This is a genomic window from Sphingopyxis sp. GW247-27LB (genome assembly GCF_002277025.1).
In the GTDB taxonomy this organism is placed as follows: Bacteria; Pseudomonadota; Alphaproteobacteria; order Sphingomonadales; family Sphingomonadaceae; genus Sphingopyxis.
The window spans coordinates 245,772-266,388 of sequence record NZ_NIWD01000007.1; the positions used below are offsets into that span (position 1 = coordinate 245,772).

17 protein-coding genes and 1 pseudogene are annotated in these 20,617 nt (G+C 62.3%); 11 read left to right on the plus strand and 7 right to left on the minus strand.

Translation table 11 applies throughout. The features are described 5' to 3' along the window. The first annotated feature begins 62 nt into the window (after positions 1-62). Together CD928_RS07600 and CD928_RS07605 are read left to right on the plus strand one after the other, a co-directional pair. Positions 63-527: a mobile mystery protein A gene (locus CD928_RS07600; RefSeq protein ID WP_062900460.1), complete on the plus strand. Its 465-nt coding sequence runs from the start codon at positions 63-65 to the stop codon at positions 525-527. After that, positions 524-1,114: a mobile mystery protein B gene (locus tag CD928_RS07605; protein ID WP_062900459.1), complete on the plus strand. Its 591-nt coding sequence runs from the start codon at positions 524-526 to the stop codon at positions 1,112-1,114. The genes CD928_RS07600 and CD928_RS07605 overlap by 4 nt, the downstream gene beginning before the upstream one ends. Positions 1,115-1,229: 115 nt before the next feature. On the opposite strand, the gene CD928_RS07610 is transcribed toward CD928_RS07605, so the two are convergent. Beyond that, entirely contained in the window at positions 1,230-1,430 is a 201-nt protein-coding gene (locus CD928_RS07610; RefSeq protein WP_062900458.1) for a helix-turn-helix domain-containing protein, read from the minus strand. 205 nt (positions 1,431-1,635) lie between these two features. On the opposite strand from CD928_RS07610, the gene CD928_RS07615 reads away from it, so the two are divergent. The 7 genes from CD928_RS07615 (at position 1,636) to CD928_RS07645 (ending at position 11,751) form a co-directional block, all read left to right on the plus strand. Then, positions 1,636-2,568, plus strand: coding sequence for a toprim domain-containing protein (locus tag CD928_RS07615; protein ID WP_223181169.1), 933 nt, complete (start codon positions 1,636-1,638; stop codon positions 2,566-2,568). A gap of 32 nt (positions 2,569-2,600) precedes the next feature. Beyond that, on the plus strand, positions 2,601-4,619 hold the full coding sequence (locus tag CD928_RS07620; RefSeq protein WP_095386501.1) for a ParB/RepB/Spo0J family partition protein: 2,019 nt from the start codon (positions 2,601-2,603) through the stop codon (positions 4,617-4,619). Positions 4,620-4,757: 138 nt separating this feature from the next. Further along, positions 4,758-9,053 (plus strand): strawberry notch family protein, encoded by a 4,296-nt coding sequence (locus CD928_RS07625; RefSeq protein ID WP_062900456.1) that lies wholly within the window; start codon positions 4,758-4,760, stop codon positions 9,051-9,053. A 26-nt stretch (positions 9,054-9,079) separates the two neighbouring features. After that, on the plus strand, positions 9,080-9,394 hold the full coding sequence (locus tag CD928_RS07630; protein WP_062902943.1) for a hypothetical protein: 315 nt from the start codon (positions 9,080-9,082) through the stop codon (positions 9,392-9,394). Positions 9,395-9,496: 102 nt separating this feature from the next. Then, positions 9,497-10,495 carry a hypothetical protein gene (locus tag CD928_RS07635; protein WP_120216964.1) on the plus strand — a complete coding sequence of 333 codons (999 nt, stop codon included), beginning with the start codon at positions 9,497-9,499 and terminating at the stop codon, positions 10,493-10,495. An 84-nt stretch (positions 10,496-10,579) separates the two neighbouring features. After that, positions 10,580-11,161: a hypothetical protein gene (locus tag CD928_RS07640; RefSeq protein WP_062900454.1), complete on the plus strand. Its 582-nt coding sequence runs from the start codon at positions 10,580-10,582 to the stop codon at positions 11,159-11,161. Between the two features lie 2 nt (positions 11,162-11,163). After that, the gene (locus tag CD928_RS07645) at positions 11,164-11,751 is read left to right on the plus strand and encodes an RES family NAD+ phosphorylase (RefSeq protein WP_062900453.1); all 588 of its coding nucleotides are present in this window, start codon (positions 11,164-11,166) and stop codon (positions 11,749-11,751) included. A gap of 438 nt (positions 11,752-12,189) precedes the next feature. Here CD928_RS07645 and CD928_RS07650 read toward each other — a convergent pair. From CD928_RS07650 to CD928_RS07675, 6 genes and pseudogenes are all read right to left on the minus strand, one after another. Further along, positions 12,190-12,816: pseudogene (locus tag CD928_RS07650) on the minus strand (transposase); the annotation flags it as partial. Positions 12,817-12,947: 131 nt separating this feature from the next. Further along, a complete protein-coding gene (locus CD928_RS07655; RefSeq protein ID WP_062900452.1) occupies positions 12,948-13,664 on the minus strand; it encodes a hypothetical protein in 717 nt (238 codons plus the stop codon). A 1-nt stretch (position 13,665) separates the two neighbouring features. Beyond that, complete coding sequence (locus CD928_RS07660; protein WP_062900451.1) at positions 13,666-16,536, minus strand: class I SAM-dependent DNA methyltransferase; 2,871 nt, start codon at positions 16,534-16,536, stop codon at positions 13,666-13,668. Between the two features lie 37 nt (positions 16,537-16,573). Further along, positions 16,574-16,753: a hypothetical protein gene (locus CD928_RS07665; RefSeq protein ID WP_062900450.1), complete on the minus strand. Its 180-nt coding sequence runs from the start codon at positions 16,751-16,753 to the stop codon at positions 16,574-16,576. A gap of 532 nt (positions 16,754-17,285) precedes the next feature. Next, a complete protein-coding gene (locus tag CD928_RS07670) occupies positions 17,286-17,888 on the minus strand; it encodes an NADPH-dependent F420 reductase (RefSeq protein ID WP_062900449.1) in 603 nt (200 codons plus the stop codon). Positions 17,889-17,911: 23 nt separating this feature from the next. Then, entirely contained in the window at positions 17,912-18,664 is a 753-nt protein-coding gene (locus CD928_RS07675) for a 3-oxoacyl-ACP reductase family protein (protein ID WP_062902942.1), read from the minus strand. A 99-nt stretch (positions 18,665-18,763) separates the two neighbouring features. Between CD928_RS07675 and CD928_RS07680 the strand changes: the two genes are divergently transcribed. Continuing rightward, complete coding sequence (locus CD928_RS07680; RefSeq protein ID WP_062900448.1) at positions 18,764-19,696, plus strand: LysR family transcriptional regulator; 933 nt, start codon at positions 18,764-18,766, stop codon at positions 19,694-19,696. Positions 19,697-20,004: 308 nt separating this feature from the next. Further along, complete coding sequence (locus CD928_RS07685; RefSeq protein ID WP_095386502.1) at positions 20,005-20,520, plus strand: hypothetical protein; 516 nt, start codon at positions 20,005-20,007, stop codon at positions 20,518-20,520. Positions 20,521-20,617 lie beyond the last annotated feature (97 nt).

Sequence of the window (20,617 nt, forward strand, 5' to 3'; positions counted from 1 at the left end):
TCAAAATATCTTGATATGTTCATATTTATATATACATCTTAGGCTCATCAGGACATATATATATGAACGAAGATCAGGCCGCCCTTGCCCGCAAGCAACTCGAAAGACGTTTCGCGCCCTTGCGCGAAACGTCTTTTGCCGTGCCCCCAAGAGGCTGGATAAAGGCAATACGCGAAGCTCTGGGCATGACGGTCCGCCAGCTTGCCGCTCGTATGGGAACATCGATTTCGCGCATTCCCGTGATTGAGAAGGCCGAAGTCAGCGGATCCACCACGATTAAGACGCTGCGTCAGGCGGCTGAGGCAATGAACTGCACTTTCGTTTATGCCTTCGTACCGACGAAGCCGCTTGATGATATCCTGCGCGACCGCGCGAAGCAGAAAGCGAGCAAGGATATTGCGCGGCTGGACCATACCATGCGGCTGGAAAATCAGGCCCTGCTCAAAGCCGATCTCGACGAAGAACAGCGGCGCATGATCGAACTCATTCTATCCGGCTCCTTGCGCGGCCTGTGGGATGATGAATGACAGATAAGCTGTTTAACGATGACGACGACGCCAACACGCCGCTGACCGCCGAGGAGCGCGAACAACTCATCCCGTCCTATATCACCATGCGGCATGAGCTGAATGAAGCCGAACAGATCAATATCAGGCAAGCTTTACGATGGGTGATGAGCCGGAAGCGGGATATTCTCGATCAGGATTTCATGAACCAGCTTCACAAACGCATGTTCGGAGACGTGTGGCGTTGGGCCGGGCAGTATCGCACCACGCCGCGCAACATTGGCGTCGATGCTTACAGAATCCCCATGGACCTTCGTCAACTGATCGACGACACGCGATATTGGGTCGAGCATGGAACCTACCCACCCGATGAAATTGCCGTCCGATTCAGCCACCGGCTCGTTGCCATCCATCCTTTCCCGAACGGCAATGGCCGTTTTTCGCGTATGGTCGGCGACATGCTGGCGGTCCAACTCGGATGTACACCGTTTACATGGGGAAGCGTTGGCCTGGTCAATGCCAGCGAAACGAGAGCAGCTTATGTTGCCGCACTTAAAGTAGCCGATAGCCATGATATCGGGCCATTGTTGCTCTTTGCACGATCATAGCTAGATAGCCAGCATGTGACTCCGCATGGACCAAGCGATCAATAGCTGCTCCGACGCGAGCTACACGGTGGGAACGAAAATTTGGGACCCTCTTTTCGAGCGGTGGCGCAACCGATTATGCGCTGGTTAGGGCTTTCAGACTTTTATATGGGATCAGCGTAGATCGGCCGACCTTGACGGTTTCAAGGTCGCCGGACTCGATGAGTTCGTAAATCCTGGATCGACTGATTCCGGTGAGCTTGACGGCAGTGGAAATCCGTACCGTAAGGGGCTCGATAAATACGATCTCAACCGGAGTGTCATCGGAATCCCGCATCTTTCATGTCCTCGCAACGAGACATTTTTGCGCGCGGTTCCAACGCAGCTTTCGCCCGCTCAAGCATGGTCGGCGGCACGATTTTCACAAGGAGGAGGGCACGTAGCTACCGGTCGGCGGCATTCCCGCGCCGCGGGGCCACAGACTAATGCCGCAGCCAAGCGGAGCGAGGAGGAAAAGAGGGGGTTATTGCGTATCCGTCCTGATGAAGAGGCTTGCCATGCCTGCAGGGTTTTCAACGTCTCGCAAGCCAGAACTCGAAGTCGCCGGGGCCGTTCTTGTGCGCCGCTTCGGCGGGACTTGGTCTGGCGATTCTGGCATGTGCCGCTGCCCTGCTCATGAGGATAAAACCCCGAGCCTGTCGGTCAGGATTGGCGAAACACGACTTTTGTTCAAATGCTTTGCCGGCTGCGATATTTCCGATGTGCTCCGGGCGCTTCGCCGCGACGGTCTGAACGCCCTCGACGCACGTGACGGCAGGGGGGCGCCATCCTCCCTCCCTAAAGAATGGCTACAGCAGCGTGCCCGTGACCTGTGGGGCATTGGTCGGCCAATAAACTGGACAATCGCGGAGACCTATTTGCGGAACAGGTCGATCGATATTGCACCTAACTGCCTGCGGTTCGCTCCCCGAACGCCTCTCGGCAAGGGCCGACTGGCCGTGTTTCGACCGGCGATGCTCGCCGCGGTAACCGATGACTCGGGATTGTTGGCCGTCCAACGGACCTTCCTTGATGGCAGGGGCCGACGCGCGCGCGACCTCCGGCACCCTCGCAGATTGCTCGGTCACCCCCGCACAGGTGCGGTTCGACTCGCGCCGGCCGCTTATACACTCGGAATTGCCGAGGGCGTCGAGACAGCGATCTCGGCGATGATCCTCCTCGGCATCCCGGTCTGGGCCGCACTCGGCAATGAGCGCATCCCACAAATTACTATTCCAGAATCGGTGTCGCGTCTCATCCTGTTGCCCGACAACGACCGTGCCGGCCGCCTCGCCGTGCCGCTCGCCGTGAAGGCGCACGCGGTGCCCGGACGACGCATCGATACGATCTGGCCATGGAACGGCCGAAACGACTGGAACGATGTCCTCAGGCAAGGAGGGAAGGGAGTGGGGGACTGGCGGCGCCGAGCGGCCTGAATGGTCGGGCTTCCGCCGCCAGGAGACTGATTATGTCATTTCCCATCGTATACGCGCCTGCGCGCAACTGCGTCCCTTCGCCGCTCAACGTCAGGACCGAAAGCGATCCCGATGCCGACGCAGAACTGGAGGCGATGATCGGCGAGGCCGGCTTCGTGCTCCAGAATTTGATTGGTACGGCAGTCAAGCGCAAGAAGGACCACTACAGCATCTTCGGCGGCGGTCGGCGCCTCGAGCGCGTGCACGTCCTGATCGAAAAGGGGCGGCTCCCGGACGACTTCAAGATTCCGGTCATGGTGATGCCGGACGCGAAGCGTGCCATCGAGTTCAGCTACGCCGAGAATAACAAGCTCCCGATGACCGCCGCGGACGAGTGCATGGCGTTCAAGAACATGATCGAGAAGGAGGACAAGACTGCGGCCCAGGTCGCGGCGCGCTTCGGCAAAACCGAGCGCTTCGTGCTCGGCCGCGTCCGTCTCGCCGATCTCCACGAGACGATCTTCGATGCGCTGCGCAAGGGCGAAATCACCCTCGAAATTGCAAAGGCCTATGGCAGCACCTCGGATACGGCTCGCCAATCCCGCGTCTTCGAGCAATATCGCGACAGCTATTACCGCAACGACCCGTACACCATCCGGCGTGAGCTCGCCGCCGGCAGCTACCGGGGCGGCGACCCGAAAGCGCTGCTCGTCGGCCGCGATGCCTATGTCGAGGCGGGCGGGCGGATCGACTCTGACCTCTTTTCCGACAGTGCATCCGAGAACTGGATCGATGGCGACGTCCTCGACCGCCTCGCTGATGAGAAGCTGGCTGCGGAAGCCGAAGCGATCCGGGCGCGCGAGGGCTTCGCGGAAATTCGCGCGGTCCCGATGACGCGCATCTCGTTCGCGGATTATGACGGCCTCCGCCCGGTCCGCGGCGAGATTCCTGAACCGACCGCAGAGGAGGTAGCGCGCTGCGCCGAAATCGAAGCTGAGATGAACATGATCGCCGAATCTGCCGACGAGAGTGATGACGGCATCACCGAGGACGAGGAACAGCGGTATCGCGAACTTGAATCCGAACTGAGCGGCATCCAGAATCGACCGGCGGTCTTGACCGACGACCAAAAGGCCGCGGCACTTGCCTTCCTCGTCATCGGCGAAGATGGCCAGCCGCGTGTGCACCATCAGGCCTACATGGTGCCGACCGAGGCCGACGAAGACATCGATGGCGACGATAATAGCGACGCCGAGACCGACGGCTCTGTCTCGGCGAAACCGGCAATGAGCCAACGACTCATCGACGAGCTCGCAACGATGAAGGCGGAACTGCTTCGTGTCCATGTCGCAAGCGATCCCCGCTTTGCGCTCGATCTCGGAACCTTCGTGATGGTCGATGCGGCTTTACGGCGCTACGCTTCCGATCTCGCCAGCGACCTTCGCGCCGATGCCGCGCCGTCGCGTGTCATTGGCTTCGAAAGCGGATCGCTCGCGGCTGACGAATGGGCCAAGCTCGAAGAGGGGCTCGATCGAAGCTGGGTCCAGCCGAACATCGGCGTCGCCGGGCGCTACGATGCCTTCTGCGCGCTCGGCGAAGAAGCGCGTGCGGCTTGGCTCGCTTGGGCGATCGCCCGGACGATCCATGCGGTGCCCATGAAAGATTCCGCCAGCGGTTTCGTCGATCATCTCGGTCGCAAGCTCAAGATCGATGTCGCCGCCTGGTGGCGCCCGACCGCGAAGAATTATTTCAAGCGGCTCACCAAGAGCTCCATCATCGACCTCTTTCAGGAGATCGGCGGCAGCGAGCTCAGCCAGCGCTACGGGGCGTCGAAGAAGAACCTGCTCGCCTCTTCGGCTGAACAGCTCTTCGCCGGGAACATCATCGTCGAGGCGGACGTCAAGGAAAAGGCGCTTGCCTGGCTGCCTGACGCCATGCGCTTCGAGCATCCGGTCGCCGAGCCGGTGAACGATGATGGCGAAGACGAAACGAGCGGCACCGTCGAACCCGAGGCGGCGGGCGATCCCGCCGATGATACCCACGAGGACGAGCCGCTCTCCGACGCGGCCTAATCTCGCTCTTCGATTTTATGGGGTCGCGGTCCTGCGCCGCGGCCCCTTTTCTTATGCCCCCATTCCAGTCGGGAGGAGAGGGGGAGGGGCGATGGCAGCGGGGGCGTGTTGCTCCCGAACCTCTTCAGGAGAATTGCCATGACCCTTCCGCTTCTGAAGCTCGCTGAAACCCCGGGCACCGAGGCCCGGGAAAAAGCCGAACGCCTTTATGGCGTCGCCCGCGCACTGCGCGACCGGCTCGCCGATCCGCAATCCGTGACCCGCTCGCTGCTCAAGCGCCTGATGGTGGAAGCGTTCCGCGGCTCCGATGCCGACGGGCGCTGGTCGATGCGCGATGCCTATGACGCGCTCGAAGCCGCGCAGGCATCGGACACGCTCGTGCCCGATGATGACCCGAACCCGGACTGGGGGCCCGAAGACGAATTCGCGGATATCCTCGCGTTCGAGAAGGCGCTGCCGACCCAGACCTATCGCAGCGAGCACCAGGTCGATATGCAGCAGTTCAGCACGCCGGCGGCGCTGTCCTGGCTCGCGGCCCGAGCGGCGGCGGTCACTGCTGGCGATCATGTGCTCGAACCGTCGGCAGGTACCGGCATGCTTGCGGCGCGCGCGATCGCCGCGGGCGCGAGCGCTTCGCTCAACGAGCGCGATCCCTGCCGGGCGGCGCTGCTTTCCCTCGTGACGGGCCGCCCAGTCACGACCCATGACGCCGAGTTCATCAACGACCGGCTGCCGACGGATGTTCGGCCGACAATTGTCCTGATCAACCCGCCCTTCAGCCGCAGCGAGGGGCGCGGCCAAGATCGCCATGCCGGAGCGCGCCATCTTCGCTCCGCGCTGCTGCGTCTTGCCGAGGGCGGACGCTGCGTCGCGATCATGTCGCCGACCTTCGCGCACGATGCGAGCGGCGCGAGCGGCTATGTCTCCGTCGCCGAAATTGCCCGCCCGCGCGTCGAGATCACGATTCTCGGCCGTCCCTATGCGAAGCATGGCACCAGCGTCGCCGTCCGCCTGATCGTCTTCGACAAGGGCTGGATCGGCCAAACCGAGCGCCACACGGTCGACACCATCGCGGCGGCGCTGCCCATCGTGCTCGCGGCTCCGGCGCGGCTTGACCCATCCGACGAACCGCCCCCGGCGTCCCCGGCGGTAATCCCGATGCGTCCCGCGCTGAGGCCTTCGTCGTCCTCACTCTTCTCCGGCCTCGCTGGCCCCAGGATCATCGCACCCTCGCGGATCGCCGCGACCGATGATCTAGCGCAGCCGCTCGCCTATTCGGTCCGCGACGCGCCGCTCCCTGTCGGCGATCCGGTCGGTATCTATGCGCCTTGGCGGCTCGCCCGCATCGATATTCCAGGCGCGAAGCCCCACCCCGACGATCTCGTGGAATCGCTCGCCATGGCGTCGGTTCTGCCCCCGATCCCCCAATATCGCCCGCTTTTCCAGAAGCGGGCAAGCGAGGCGCTGTCAGACGCCCAGCTCGAAGCGATCATTTACGCAGGCGATGCCTTCTCGCGCGACCTCTCGGGCCGGTTCGTCACCAACACGGCAGGCGACTTGCTGATCGAGGACCCCGAAGGCCGCCCCTATCGCATGGGCTTCTTCATCGGGGACGGGACGGGCGTCGGCAAGGGCCGTGAAGGCGCCGCAATTATCCGGGACCAATGGAACTGCGGCAATCAGCGCGCCATGTGGATCTCGAAGGGCGCGACGCTCCTCGAAGATGCCCGGCGCGACTGGAGCGCGCTCGGCGGGCTTCCAATCGACGTCCAGCCGCTCGACGCCTTTCCGCTTGGTCAGCCGATCGGCATGGCGAGTGGCATCCTCTTCCTCACCTATGCGACGCTCCGGTCCCAGCGCCACGACCAATGCTCGCGCCTGCAGCAGATTCTCGAGTGGACGGGCGCCGGGTTCGAAGGCGTGATCCTCTTCGATGAATCCCATTCGATGGGCAACGCCGCCGGGACCAAGGACGAGTACCGGCAAGCCAAGGGATCCGAGCAGGGCCTCGCCGGGGTCCGCCTGCAAAATGCGCTGCCGCGCGCCCGCGTTGTCTATGAATCGGCGACCGGCGCCACCAAGCCCGAAAATTTGAGTTACGCGTCGCGGCTCGGGCTCTGGGGTCCCGGTACGGCGTTTGCCAATCGCGACGGCTTTCTCGCCGCGATGACCGACGGCGGCATCGCCGCGATGGAAATCGTCGCCCGCGATCTCAAGTCCATGGGTCTCTACACCGCCCGGGCGCTCAGTTTCGCCGGCGTCGAATATGACCCGCTCGAGCATCAGCTCACGCCGGACCAGATCGACATCTACGACGCCTATGCCGATGCATGGGCGATCATTCACCAGAACCTCGACGAGGTTCTGAAGGCGTCGAACATCGTCGACCGCATTTCGGGGCAGACGATGAACGCCCAGGCCAAGGGATCGGCGCTGAGCCGGTTCGAAAGCGCGAAGCAGCGGTTCTTCTCGCAGGTCCTGATCGCGATGAAGATGCCGACGCTCGTTCGCGCGATCGAGGATGAACTCGCCGCGGGCCATGTCGCCGTCGTTCAGCTCACCAGTACCGCCGAGGCAATACTCGACCGCCGCCTGGCTGACCTGTCACCCGAAGAACGGGCGAACCTCTCGATCGATGTCTCCCCACTCGACACCATGGTCGATTATCTGAAGACCGCCTTCCCAACCCGGCAAATGCGCGCCTTTCGCGCGACCGATGGGTCAATGCGCTCCGAGCCAATGCTCGATGACGACGGCAACGGTGTCCTGTGCCAGGAAGCGGTCGCCGCGCGCGACGATTTGATCGAGCGGCTCTGCTCGATGCCGCCTGTTCCGGCTGCGCTCGACTTTCTCATCGTACATTTCGGCACCGACATGGTTTCCGAGGTCACGGGGCGCACGCGGCGGATTGTCGTTGATGGGCAGGGCCGGCAGAAGGTCGAGCGTCGCACGTCCAGTTCCAACATCGCCGAGACCGACAACTTCATGTCGGGGCGAAAGCCCATCCTCGTCTTTTCCGAGGCGGGTGGCACGGGGCGGTCCTACCACGCTGACCTGGACTGCCCGACCGCGCGCAAGCGGCGCATCCACTTCCTGCTCGAACCCGGATGGCGCGCCGACATCGCGATCCAGGGCCTCGGTCGCACCCACCGCACCTACCAATCCATGCCGCCGGTGTTCCGCCCGGTCACGACCAACTGCAAGGGTGAACGCCGCTTTATCAGCACGATCGCGCGCCGTCTCGACACGCTGGGCGCGCTCACGCGCGGCCAACGCCAGACAGGCGGCCAGAACCTGTTCGATCCCGCCGATAATCTCGAAAGCAGCTATGCCCGCGAGGCCCTGACCCAGTGGTATCACCTCCTCCACGCCGGCAAGCTCGCGAGCGTCAGCCTCGAGAAATTCCAGATCATCACAGGCCTGAAGCTTGTCGATGAGCATGGCACCTTGCTCGACAAGCTGCCGCCGATCCAGCGCTGGCTCAACCGCATCCTCGCGCTCAGGATCGCGACCCAGAACGCGGTTTTCGAGGAATATATGGGGCTCATACAGGCCCGCGTCGACGCAGCGCGCGAAGCCGGAACGCTCGACCTCGGCGTCGAAGCGATCCGGGCCGAGCGTATCGTTCAGATCTCGGAGCGCGTGCTCAGGAAAGACCCGGTATCCGGCGCCGAAACGCGTTTGCTCCGCCTCGAGCTTCATCTGAAGCCGCACGTCACCGGATGGACGCGCCTCGACAAGATCTGGGGAAGCTCCGACGACGTGCGATATCTGCGGAACAGCCGTTCGGGGCGCGTCGCCGTTTGCGTTCCATCCTGGTCGATCACCGACGACGAGGGGCGCCCCGTCAAGATGCTGGAGCTTGTCCGGCCGACGGGTTCCAATCGTATCCAACTCGCCGAACTTTGGCACACCTTCTGGAAAGAGGTCGATCACGATAGCTTCAAAAGCTTCTGGGAAGCAGAGGTGTCCGAAGCGCTCGATAAGGTCGATATTGACACGATCAGCGTCGCGACCGGCCTCCTTTTGCCCGTCTGGAACAAGCTGCCGCAAGACGATGTCCGCGTCTGGCGGATCGATGACGCGGCGGGAACGTCCATCCTCGGACGCATCGTGATGCCCACCGCGCTCGAGAAACTGGAGTCCGCCTTCGGTCTTGAGTCCTCGATCAAACTCACGCCCGATGAACTGATCGAGGCGGCGCGTGGCGGCGATGGCGCACTGATCCCGGGCCTCCATGGCGCGCGCCTCGTTTCCACGATGGTGAACAGTAGCCGGCGCTTCGAGGTCCGGGATTTCCAGCCACAGGACCGCGAATGGCTGAAGGCGCGCGGTCTGTTCAGCGAGGTGATCCAGTACAAGACGCGGCTCTTCCTGCCTGTCGAGAAGGCCGACGAGGTCCTCGCCGCGATCATCGCCGAGCGGCCGCAGTGAATCCCGAATCCACGAAGGGGGCCATGATGTCCGACTTCTATCCACTGGTCGATCAGGACTTTGTCGACCGCTTCAACACGGCTCTCACCGCGCTCGGGAGCTCGGCCAGCATTGCAGTCACGACCTTGCCGACCGACGGCACGGTCTTCGAGCTCCTGGACGACGAAAGCGATTTCCTGATCCTCGTCCCCTCGAACGCCACACCTGAAATCGTCAGCCTGACCTATCGCCTGTACGAAATAGGCGTCCGGCAAGGGCGGTGCGCCGGCGAAGCACTCGCATGGTCGAAGCTTCGCAGCCTCATCGGCGCTGCCGAATGCGGCCCCCAGTCACCGCCATAGTTTGCGTGCTGGGCCAATTTACAGGCGAAAAGGGGGGAGTGGGGGGGGGCTCGGTGTGGCGGCGGAATTGTCCGCAGGGCCATCGAGACGATGGAGGTTCCCATGACAGACCGTGCATCCGCGATCATTCGGATCGGCGGGGCGATCAGGAGCGATCTGATCGAGCCGCTGATCGACGCCATAGCGTGCGACCATGGAATGCTCGACTGGGTTGGAGCGACCGTCGATGCGTCCCACATTGTCGATGGCCAAGCCCTCGAAATCTGCGCCCATGGCCTGGTTGGCGGGCAATTCGATCAGGTCGAGGATTTCTGCACCCACCACGGCATTCCTTTTGTTCGCAATTCGGATCCGTGTGTCGGCGCGTTCAGCGCTCAGCGTGCCGTCTATACCGGCGAGGGCGATCCGCTATATTTCGACACCAACGGGTCGGACCATGTTCTCATGAGCCGGACCGAGTTGAATGGGCTCGGATCCATAGCCGCGGCCGACGCCTGGTTCGAAATTGCCGCATTCGTTCCGCCTCCGATTTCGATCGCTTCCGCGCCGGAAGAGCAGGGACCGTGGAGCCGCCGCGCCGGTCATCCGTTAGCCGACTGGAAATACGAGATCTCAAACGATGACACGCGTCTCGGCTATCTGGACTGGATTGCCGCCCGCGAAGCGAATGAGACCGGTGATACGATGCCAAGAGCCGAAGCCGTCGCCCCGGATGTTCCGCAACTCTATCTCCACCTCTATCATGGTCGCAAAGATCCCGATGAGAACCTCGAAGACTGGGGCAGTGATGGACCCGTCATCGGGCCGCTCGCTTATGTCCACACCACCTATATGTGTGACGTCAAATTTGCTGCCACACCTGAAGTGATGGACCGCTACTTCCCGGCGGTGATGTCCGATTGGCGGGCGCGAGGATTGTCGAACGTCGTCGGCCCGCTGTGCGATTGGCGCCTCACCATCTTCAACGATTATGTCGAGCATGACGGGGTCTACTACGGCGACTGGACGGTGTTTACTGCTACTCCCAGCGAGTTGAAGCGGCAGCCGCCAAGGCCACGGAGCCAGCGTGATGGCACGACGTCCGTCGACGTCCATGTTTGAAGGTTCATCGTTTCGGCGTCTGTGGATGGTTGAAAGCGTTCCCAATATGCCCTATATGAAACTCACTAAACTAGGAGCGCCGACATGTCTCGCACAGCCAGTATGGCCGCTATCGATGTAGATCGCATCCTGCGTGACCGCATCCTGGCAAGCGCCGACCGGATCATCAAGATGATGCCAGCTGCCGCCAAGACGGCGGCGATTGGCAGCATCGACGTCCCCGCGCTTGTCCTGAATATCGCGCGCGGCATTCCGTCGGTCGAAGCCGGCGATCCGGAACAGGCGGAAGAGATTACCCGGGCCATCGCCTTCAAACGGCGACTGATCGAAGCCGCAGGTGGAGCTTTCGATGCCGAAGCAGTTCGCAATCTGCTCGGACACAAGACAGTGCAGGCCGTCTACAAGGCCGCCCGGGACCGTCGCCTCCTCATGATCGATGACAATGGTGCCAAGCTGTTTCCGGCATTCCAGTTCGATGGCAATGCCATCCTCCCGGCGATTCCCCGCGTTCTCGGTGCTGCACCCGGGGCGAGCGGCTGGGCGGTCCTCCAGTATCTGGTGAGCGGCGACGACGGTCTGGGCGACGCGCGGCCGATCGACCTCCTAAGGGGCAATCAAGACGATGTCGATCGTGTCGTGCGTGTCGCCCAAACACTCGACGACTGACAATGGCGGCAAAATCGATGATGCCGGTGGCGACGATCGCTGCCGGACGGACGCTGCACCGTGTTCATGGCAAATCCGTCGACGCGCGCTGGTATGGCCGCAAGGACGCGTCCTGGCGCTGGGACGATCCCGACGGACAATTCGGCGTTCTTTATCTTGGGAAAACACTGGTTGGCCCGTTCGCGGAAAGCCTGCTGCGGAAGCCCGCTGACCGGGACCTGTTATGGGACCGTGTCGAGCAGAAGCGCGCGGCTACGTTCAAGACCAGACGAACACTACGCCTTGCCAAGCTGCATGGCCCCGGTCTCGCCTGGTTTCAGACCACCGCTGCCGGCGTAGCGGCCGATTTCGATCCGGTCACCAATCCTGGTGGTTACGACATTACGCAACGGATTTCCGCGATCGTTTATACCGAGACGGCGTTCGATGGCATCCAGTATAGGTCGCGCTTCGACACGGACGAACTTTGCATCGCATTGTTCGAGCGAGCGGATCCCGCAATCGACCTGACCGGTGAGAATCTGCAGATCGACAAGGGCTGGGTCCGCAAGATCCTCAAACCGCGTGGATTCGAACTCATAGAATTCTAGATCCACCGTCGATCCCGGTTGCGCGTTGAGCTACATATTTTGCAGTGGATTTTTCACTTTTGCGAGAAACCGCGCAGGAAATGAACCGCCGAGCGCGGACGTTCGAGGCGGATACCCAGCATTTCAAATTCATTCCTGTTCCCGGAACCTCACCACGCCGGCGTATCGCGCTCGCCGGGCAATCGACTTCGATCCAGACAGCGCAAAAAAATGCGGCGACCATCGAAGCTGACCGCCCAGCGCGATAATTGTTCCGACAACAGTGTCACGGTCTTCGACGACTATCCTGGCCGAGGAGAAGATGTCGATCCGCCCGTCCGAATCGACCTCAGAGGCGACGAATGATTGTCGGCTTAGCGCCCTATTCTGTTGAAGAAGTCGCCCGGCGGACTGCGGAGGGTGGAAGCGGACGGGAGGCGAACGGCCTCCCCACCTTGATCAGGCGGTGGCGAGGTGCTGGATCGGGAAGATCTTTGCCATTTTCCGGAGGTTTTGGGCCGCGGCGGCGAGGTGGAACTCGTCACGGGCACCATTGGGGCCGCGCAGACGCAAGCGGTCCAGTTTCAGGATGCGCTTGAGGTGGGCGAACAGCATTTCGACCTTCTTCCGCTCTCTGCTCGACACAAGATAGGCGTCGGTTGTCGCGATATCGCGGGCCATGTCGCGCGCGCCTTCGTGGATTGAACGCGTGATCTTGCGGGCTGGCGCATTGGGCGTGCATTGCGGCTTCAGAGCACAGCCTTCGCAGTCGTGCTGACGCGCGCGGTAGCGGATGGAGCCGTCCTTATCGATCCCGGTGCGCGGTGTACTGAAGTTGCGATTAGACCGCCGCAAGTGGTTGCCACCCGGGCAGATATAGCTGTCGTCGTCATAATCATAGATGAAGTCGACGCGCTCGAAGCTGCTGTCATTGCGACCGGATTTTTCGAACACGGGGATATGCGGCTCGATGCCTTTCTCTTCCACCAGCCACGCCAGGTTCGCGGCGGAACCATAGGCTGCGTCCGCTACAAGCCGATGCGGCCAGATGCCGAAGCGCTCCTGCGTCCGGTCGATCATTCTTCGCCCGGTCCATCGTCATCAGCTGGGAAATAGCAATGCCGCCGCGCGGTAGCTCGAAATCGGCTATCTCCACGGTCCGCTGCATCGGCCTCGCTCCCTCCCTTCGGCGCATTGGTCAGGCAGGTACGCGTGACCTACATTTCGATCCAAAGGTGATCGATGAGGATTGGCGCTAGGCCAGGCTTCCGGACATGGTTGGACTGCAGAGCGGCAAGACGCGCTCCGGCGTCATGGTCGTGCAATGTGATCTTGTCGCTTTCGGACCATCCTTCCACCGGCTCCGCCACAATGCCGTCGATCCAACTGTCGAGCTGCGTTCGCCAGAAGACACAATCTTCGGCCTGCAAGTACCCGATCATCGCCGCGCGATTGTGTGCAGCCCCATGGTGGCCCGCCTTGAAACGCTGGATTCCGCCCGCGCTGCTGAAACGGCTGATCAGATATTCGCGCTCGTCGCGGTCAGAGCCAGGAGGCGTGGGGAGGCGCTTGCATTCCACGGGCAGTAGGGTCTGATACTCGGTGTACGCCCGCCCTTCGATCCATATGACATCGCCGCAGGGCGCGACGGCGAGATCGATTGCGCGATTGCCGTTGGTTTCGTCGGGCTCCTCGCGCCGGAACTGAAGAAAATCCCATCCCGGAGCGTGCCGTGTCAGGCTGGCGAGGCGCGCGCAGAGTTGCGCGGTCAACTTCGTCTCCCCTGTCGCCGTTTCGCGCGCAGGATCGTCGCGCCATCCCGGAAGGGCATCGCGTAGGAAGCGGATCAGGGATGAGAACCATTCGCCGGGAAGATGCACGCCGGCGTCAAGCGAACCCGCATGACCAACGCTTTCACCGTCGTCGGCCAGCATATCAGAAACCCTGGCCTCGCAGATCGGCGAGAACATCGTCGGCATCGCGGAGCGCGACCGATCGGGTCCAGAAACGGTGCCGGTCGGGTTTGAGCAGAAAAACGAATTCCTTGTCGTACAGTCGCGTAATCCGCGTGATCGTCAGGCTCGAGCCCCGCCGCTCGCGCAACAAGCTGTCGAGTTTGATGCGTAGTTCATCGGCACCCGTCCAATCGACTTGGCCATCACCGAAGGCAAAGGCCCGGCAAATAGCGCCGGACCATTTTTGTGCGGGAAGCGGGCGCAGCGGCGTGCGCGAATAGATCGCATTCAACTGCCGCGTGAACACCTTGTCGAAGGCTTCAAGGGCCGCTGGCGGGGCTGCCTGCATGACGGCGGAACCCGTACCAAGCCGAATGAAATCGCGCTGATGCTCGACGATGTCTTCAGCAATGATCCTTTCGTTATCGCTGAGATCCAGATTCCCGCTTTCGGGATAGGGTAGGGCAAGCACGTCTGCGTTTAGGATCGCCGTCGCACGCTGCGTAAACAGGCGGGGGCTGATGCCCGCGATATAGGCTCGCAGGGCTACCGACTCCCGTTCAAGCCATTCGCCAATCGCCGCGAGTTGAGGGAGCTGACCGCGTGGTGCCGCAAGGCCGACGATCTCGTGTTTATAGGTTAGATAGTGACCCGTCCACATCCCGTGGTGCAGATCTTCATGCTCTTTGATGAGCAGGAGCGGCGGCGTAAATCGGCGCTCCGTCTTCGTATCCTTGATTGGTTGCTTGGGCACGACGGCAAGATTGCTCGTGTCGAGACCGGCGCTGGATAGCGCGCTGGTGGGAAGGAGCGGTTTGCCGATGAGATGGTTGGCGGGGCGCGAGATACCCTTCTGTCCCGCAATATAGCCTTCGCCGAAATCCCATTGCCGCTGTTCGGCGAATTGTCGCAGCGTAGGATAGGTGCGCAGCCGCTTGATCAGATCGTGCGCCCGGCTGCCCCCCAGCAGATTGGCCCGCCAGATGTCCCGCGACTGTTGAGCATCGATGTTGCTGATCCAGTGAAGATCGTAATAATCAATGTCGAATCCCTGCTCTGCGGTCGCCCGGCCGTTGCGCCGGAAAGCTGCGTGCAGGAGGCGGCCGTCGACTTCGGGATCTTCCGCCTCTGCGATTACGACGACAATCTTCGGATCGGCGTTTCCCTTTTTGAACAGTCCCCGGACGGATACAAAGTCCAATAGCTCGCGGACACGCCAGGTTTTGAAGAACGCTTGGCGGACCGAATGGGCATTCTGGTTGTACAGGAACCCCGACGGCTCGATCATTGCGAGAATGCCGCCTTTAGTCGCCATCGCCATGGCTTCGTGGAGGAACAGGTAGGCGAGCTGCTTGTCGGCGAGGGGGCCGTACTCCTTCGTATACGACGCGGCGCAATCGCGAGCACCCTTGGTCGTCAGCGACGAGGCGAAGGGCGGGTTGCCGACAATGATCGCGACCTTCTGCGCGATAAGGCCATTTTTCTTTGCGTCGAAAAAGCAGCTCCAATGGAGCGTCTCGCCGGCAAGGCGTGGGAAGAGCTTCACGCTGGCGCGAATATCCTCGGGCTTCAAGGCGTCGCATAGGCTGAGGCAGAGGCTGAATGCTGCGAGCTCGACCGCACCTTCCTCGAGATCGACGCCATGAATGCGCTGGAGCAGCCCGCGAAGAGTTTCCACGCCGGGATGCACCCATCCGTTGCGCGAACGCCAATGGAGCACGAGCCGCTTGTACGCCTCGACGAGGAAAACGCCCGAACCGCATGCCGGATCGAGGATGACTCCGTCGCTTTCCATCAGCGCGTCGATCCGATCCCAATCGAGAACCTCCTCGAGCATCAGTCGAACAAGCGCCGGCGGCGTGTAGATGGAGCTGGCCTCGTCTTTCACGAAGAGCTGGTAGATGTTGCTGATCAGCTCGACCGGCAGGTCTCGGAACGAATAAAGGCGCCAGAAGCTGAGCTGGCCGGTTTCATCTTCATAGCCCTGCACCAATCGCGCATAGCGGGCGAGATCGGAAGTTTTGGCCAAGGCGGCGCGTTCGCTGTCGCGAAGTCGGAAGACATGGCCGTTGAATCTTGCCTCAAGCGCTTCGAGCAGCCTGATCAGCGCCGGACCGTCGGCAAGGACCTCGAAGAAGCGAGAGGCACCGGGCAGGGCGCTCGCGAAATCATGGGGGAGCAAGACCAGTCGCTCTTCGAGATATGCGATCAGCAGTGACAGGATGAGCAGCCGGCGGCGCAGCGCCGGGTCAAGCAATTCGCTGTCCGAAAGCTGTATGGCGAGCGCGCGGACCCCGGCGACCAGTTTGCGGTGAGCCGACTTGGTCGCGGACAGCATGAGCAGGCATGCGTCGGGGTCATCCCAGATCGCGCCATTGCGGATTCGCTGCGCGTCCCACCAGACATCTTGCTCCGCGATCGCCGCGCCCAATTCCAGCGTGCGGATCGGATTGCATATCGGACGATCGTCCGTACCGACGAAATCCGGCTGGTGTGCGCAGCGAAACAACTGGATGACGCCCGGTCCTGCGCGATAGACCAGCGGCACGCCGCCCCAGCTCCATAGTCGCTTGTGGAGTTCGGCAAATCTTGTGTCGTCGGGATGATCCTTGGTGTCGAAGACGAACGCCTGCGCGACCGGGGTCCGTCCTTGTCGCTGCGCCTCGAAGAAGACCGCGCGTGCCCCATAACTGGCCGCACGCTCGATCATGGCTACGACATCCGGATTCTGCCCTTCGCGATCGAACGAGGCAACCGGAACCAATCCTTCGACGGCCGGGACGTCCCCGCGGCCGATCGAAAACAGCCATTCGGCGCCAGCGAACGCCGCATCGGGCGCGTGCACTGTCATCGCCGGAGTCCGGTCAGCCGCGACGGCGCCGTCAGCATCACTTCTGCCGCTTTTTCTTCGTTAGCGCGAAGCCTTCCTTGAGAAGGTCTGTCATCGTCATGCCTTGCGCGACAGCGAACCCTTTGAAGTCCTTCTTGAAGTCGGCGCTCACCTTGAAATTGAGCGATTTGTTTTCGCCATCCGTGGCACCATCGTCTACGATCTGCTTGTCGACCATCAGGCGAACCTCCCCACTGCGGACCGCCGTGGGCCGTGCGCATCTGGTGGAGAAATACAGAAATCGGCCTTTCTTGCAATCCACAAATGTGGATTGCAAGAAATCTGGATATCCAGAAATCAGGAACCTGGGAATGGTGAGCACGCGTCGTCCTCGAATTCGGTCTCCGATTCAAATGTCGCAATAGAACAAATAAGGAACAAATGCACCAAGCAATCCGCGTGGGTGCAAATTGTGACTAAGGATGCGTTGGGTTTTCTTCCTTTCACCGGCTGTGCGGAATGGCGGGGAGGCGAATGCGCCTGCATCGGGGCCTACCTCGGGTCGCGCGCGCCAAACGGCTGCAAGTAAGGTGCATTGGGGTGGCCGCACTGCGCTCAGCATTTCTCCGCGTCCGCTTTCAAAGATTCGTGACCGAAAGCGGCCTGACCGCAAACGTTGAGAGTTTCGGACGCCGCCAGGCGTCAGAAAGTCTTCGGTGCACCGGCCAGTGGCGGCGGATTGCACTTCAATCCGCCGCCGATCGGTTTGATCAGTCGAATTTGACCAAATTCAGAGCAGGGAGCGGTCCGCCCGGGAACTGGACGAGGCGTCCGCCGGTCGCGAGCGAGCCGAGATCGATCCCGGCAAAGCCGAGCCGGTCGATCAGCGCGCCGACCTTGGCCTTGGCCGGGGCATCGTCGCCTGAGTAGAAGAGCACGCGATGGCCACCTTCACTGGCCGGATCGCGCGAGACGAGATGCGGCTGAAGGTGGTTGAATGCCTTCACCACCCGGGCGCCCGGCACCATGTCGGCGAACACTTCTGATGACGCACGCCCTCCAAGGTCGAAAGGCTTGAATAGCGGCGCTTCGATCGGGTTGTTGGTGTCGACGACGATGCGGCCGCCAAAGTCGGGCAGGTCGGCGAGCGCGGCCGGAAGCTTCGACCAGTTCACCGCGACGAAGACGATATCCTTCGCGGCGGCTTCCTCGCGCGTTCCGGCGGTGATCGCCGGACCGATGGCCGCGACGACCTCGGCGAGGCTCTCGGGGCCACGGCGGTTGGCGAGCGTCGCCGGGATATCCTTGTTCGCGAGCGCGGTGGCGATGGCGCGGCCGATGTTGCCGGCGCCGATGATGCCGATGCTGGGCATGACGATAGTCCTTTCTGGTCGGGTCAGGCGGTCAAGCCGCCGTCGGCGACGATGTCGGCGCCGGTGACGAAGGCGGCTTCGTCGCTGGCCAGGAAGGCGACGATGCTGGCGATTTCAGCCGGCTGGCCATAGCGGCCGATTGCCATGCCGGGACCGACGATCGCGGCGACGGGGCCGTCGGCGGGGTTCATGTCGGTGTCGGTCGGGCCGGGGTGGACGGTGTTGACCGTGATCCCCTTGGGCCCGAGATCGCGCGCGAGGCTGCGGTTGAAGCCGGTGATCGCGCCCTTGGTCAGCGTATAGACCGACGCGGTTGGAAAGGCGGCGTAGCGCGTCATCGACGAACCGATGTGGATGATGCGGCCGCCCACTTTCATGCGCCGCGCGGCTTCCTGTGTCGCGACGAAGACGCCGGTGACGTTGACCGCGAGCATGCGCTCATAATCCTCGAACCGGAACTCTTCGATCGGCGCGTTGACCGCGACGCCGGCATTGTTGACGAGGATATCGATGCCGCCGAAGGCTTCGACGGTCTGGATGACCGCGGCGCGAACGGCGTCGGGGTCGCCCGCATCGGCGGCAATGGCGATGGCCTTCCCGCCCGCGGCTTCGATCTCGGCGACAACGCTCGCCGCGCTGTCGGGCGACGCGCTGTAGGTGATGGCGACCGCCGCGCCGTCGGCGGCGAGGCGGCGCGCGATGGCGGCGCCGATCGAGCGCGAGCCGCCGGTGACAAGGGCGGTTTTGCCCGTGAGGTTCTGGCTAGCTTTGGTCATGGTCTGCACTCCTTGTTGTGGGGTGAGACCAAGATGGCGCAATGTTTATGGCTCGATTAGTCGGTAATGATTTGCTATATATTCAATCATTGATTGAAAATGGAAACGCTCGCCAATCTTATATCCTTTGTGCGCAGCGCCGAGCTGGGCAGCTTTTCCGAAGCGGCGCGCCGGCTGGCGCTGACCCCGGCGGCGGTGAGCCGCAACGTCACGATGCTCGAACGCAATCTGGGGGTGCGGCTCTTCCACCGGTCGACGCGCAGGTTGACGCTGACCGAGGCGGGGGAAGCCTTTCGCCTCGCGATTGCGGGAAGCCTCGACGACATCCAGGCGGCGATCGCGGGGATTGCTTCGGACAGCGGGGAACCGGCGGGGGTGCTGAAGGTCAGTATGGCGCCGACCTTTGGCGTTATGCACCTGCTGCCGATGCTGCCCGCCTTCCTCGCGCGTTATCCCCGCATCCGGCCCGAATGGCATTTCGAGAATCGGCCGGTCGACATTGTTGCCGAGGGTTATGATGCGGCGATCGGGGGCGGCTTCGACCTGTCGCCGGGAGTCGTGGCGCGGGCCCTGGCGCCCGCGCATATCGTCGCGGTCGCATCGCCCGCCTATATGGCGGGCCGCGTCGCGCCGGGCGATCCTGCCGGACTGGTCGAGTTTGAAGGCATCGTCATGCGCTCGCTCCAGTCGGGGCGCATCCGCCACTGGATGATGCGCGATGCGGTCGGGAACGAGAGCGCGGCGACATTGCGTGAGGATATCGTCGTCAACGATCCCGCCGCGATGCGCGAAGTCGCGCGGCTCGGGCTCGGTGTCGCGCTTCTCGCGATGCCCGATGTGCTGCCGGAACTCGAGAGTGGTAAGCTGGTGCGGCTGGTCCCACGCTGGTACGCCGACGCGGGTGCGATCTCGGTCTATTATGCGTCGCGCACGCTGCTTCCCGGCAAGACGCGCGCGTTCGTCGATTGGGTCGCCGATGTTTTCAAACGCGAGCGGCTGGCCGAACGGTTTGCGGGTAGCTTGGGTAGTTAACGCTCAGTCCCGGAAAGTCTGCTTCTCGATGCTGGCTAGATAAAAGCTGCACGACCGCAACCGGTCAGAATTGCTTCAAAAGCAGCCCCGTGAGCGATTGACCAGCTTGACCGTTTGGCGGTGGCAGCGGGAACGGCCACTTTACCGCCCCGGCATCGAATGACGCTCTATCCTGAATTCGGATCGATCTCGACCGTCTGGACTGATCGTCGGCTTCCCTGCTTCAGAGGTGGAAAGGGGGTGAGGGCGGAGTGCGTCCGAAGGCTGATCGGCCTTCTGCGTAACCCAGCCAATCAAGGAGAGCCACCATGGCCACGCTTGCACCCACGACCGATCATCCCGTTTCCGGCGCCTATCGTGTCGATATTTCCCGCGGCCGAAATATCGGGCGCGTATCTTCTGAATGGTTCTCGCGGCCCGACGATGAGCGCTATCTTTCGCTGACCGAGCTTTACGCGGCCGTTCGTACCCGCGCCGACCGCTCCACGGCGCGCGTCGTGGATAGCAAGGAGATTCGCGTCGAGGCGCGCAGCGACAGCCCCGAACGCCTCTCGCTCATCGTTCCCGGTGAAGAACGGCCCGTTGCCCCGACCAACTGGTCGTTCGGACAGCTTTGCAGCCTTGTCAGTGCGCCCGCATCCTATCTGCGCGAACTGCCTGCGGCGCTCGCGGGGATCAACCTCCAGCACGGGCTCGTCGCGCACCGGGCCGAGCAGGTCAAACTCTACCAGACCCACGATGGTCGGAACGAATTACGCGCTGCCACCGGTCCTGACTATGGCCGTTATCTGAACAGTCAACCTGTCTCACCGACGGTTCACTGATCCATTCATCGCACCGCTGAGCAGCCGGACGCCCCTTCATTTGGGCGATGCCGAAGCGTGCTCGCGTGATCTCGAGGAGCTTTCACATGGCATATCG